Raw genomic sequence first — 1,151 nt, 5'->3', positions numbered from 1 at the left:
GACACCCAGATGACCGACCAACTCGACACCGCCATCGAACGCAAGGGCAAAGGCGACCTCGCCGCACTCCTCGCCGGCGGCGACACCTGGACGGTGGCTTCCGCCTGAAAACCGCGTAACCGGTTTGTCAACCAGTCGTGACTTCCCCCTGATCCACCCGATCTCCCGAGGAGGACCGATGAGCGCCCCTACCGCCCTCGTCCAGCAGCACGGCCTCGCCTGGCTCGAAGCCGTCGTGGGCGACGGCTTCGCCCGGTCGCTTCAGGAAGGTCTCCACCGCTCGGCCTACGGCCGGGCCCGGCGGACGGGCGGGGCCCCCGAGGACCCGGCCTGGCCGGAACGGATGCCTTCGGTCCGGGACCAGGGCGACCAGGTGTGGCAGGAGCGGCGGAGGCTGGCCCGTACGGTCCACGACGAGCTGGGCACCGCCCTGTCGGCCGCCGCCCGGCGGATCGAGATGCACGCCGCGGAGCCGGCGGCGTCCTCGCACCTGGAGCTGGCCCGCGAGGCGCTGCAGCAGGCCATCGACATCACCCGGCGGCTCACCGGGGGCCTGCACGAGCAGACCGTGCTGCCGCCGCTGGTCGAGGCGCTGGAGGAGTTCGCGGACACGGTCGGGTCCGGTGGCGCGGAGGTGCGGTTCCAGGCGACGGGCGACGAGCGGCTGCTGGCCGACGTGTGCCGCAGGGAGCTGTTCCTGGCGGCCCGCGAGGCCCTGTACAACGCGCTGCGCCACGCCGGTGCCCGGCGGGTGACGGTGACGCTCCGCTTCACCCGGCGCTGGGCGCACGTGGGGGTGGTCGACGACGGGGCGGGCTTCGACGCCGCGGCCGTCCTGGCGGCGGGCCACCGGGCGCCGGGTCTGCGGTCGATGGCGGACCGGGTGGAGGACCTGGGGGGCCGCCTCACGGTGGAGAGCACGCCCGGCGAGGGCACCCGGGTCGGCGTCCATCTGCCGCTGCGTCCGCGGGACGAGCGCGGGTGAGGAGGCGCGTACGACGGGACGAGGGCCCCGCGCGGGATGGCGGGGCCCTCGTCGTCGGAGGGGTGGGCGGGCGCCGGGACCCGGCGCCCCCCCCCCCGCCCGGGGCGTCCGGCGAACCCGGCGGCGTGGTCGGGCGCCCCCTCCCCGGCGGGGCGGGCGGGCCGGC

1 protein-coding gene is annotated in these 1,151 nt (G+C 76.6%); it reads left to right on the top strand.

Annotated features, from left to right (window positions below; all coding sequences use genetic code 11):
- Positions 1-178: 178 nt before the first annotated feature.
- The gene (locus ABZX67_RS33265) at positions 179-985 is read left to right on the top strand and encodes an ATP-binding protein (protein WP_355368542.1); all 807 of its coding nucleotides are present in this window, start codon (positions 179-181) and stop codon (positions 983-985) included.
- The last annotated feature ends 166 nt before the right edge of the window (positions 986-1,151 follow it).

The organism is Streptomyces sp. NPDC003036, assembly GCF_040611175.1.
In the GTDB taxonomy this organism is placed as follows: Bacteria; Actinomycetota; Actinomycetes; order Streptomycetales; family Streptomycetaceae; genus Streptomyces.
This window is presented reverse-complemented; position numbering and strand designations above follow the sequence as displayed.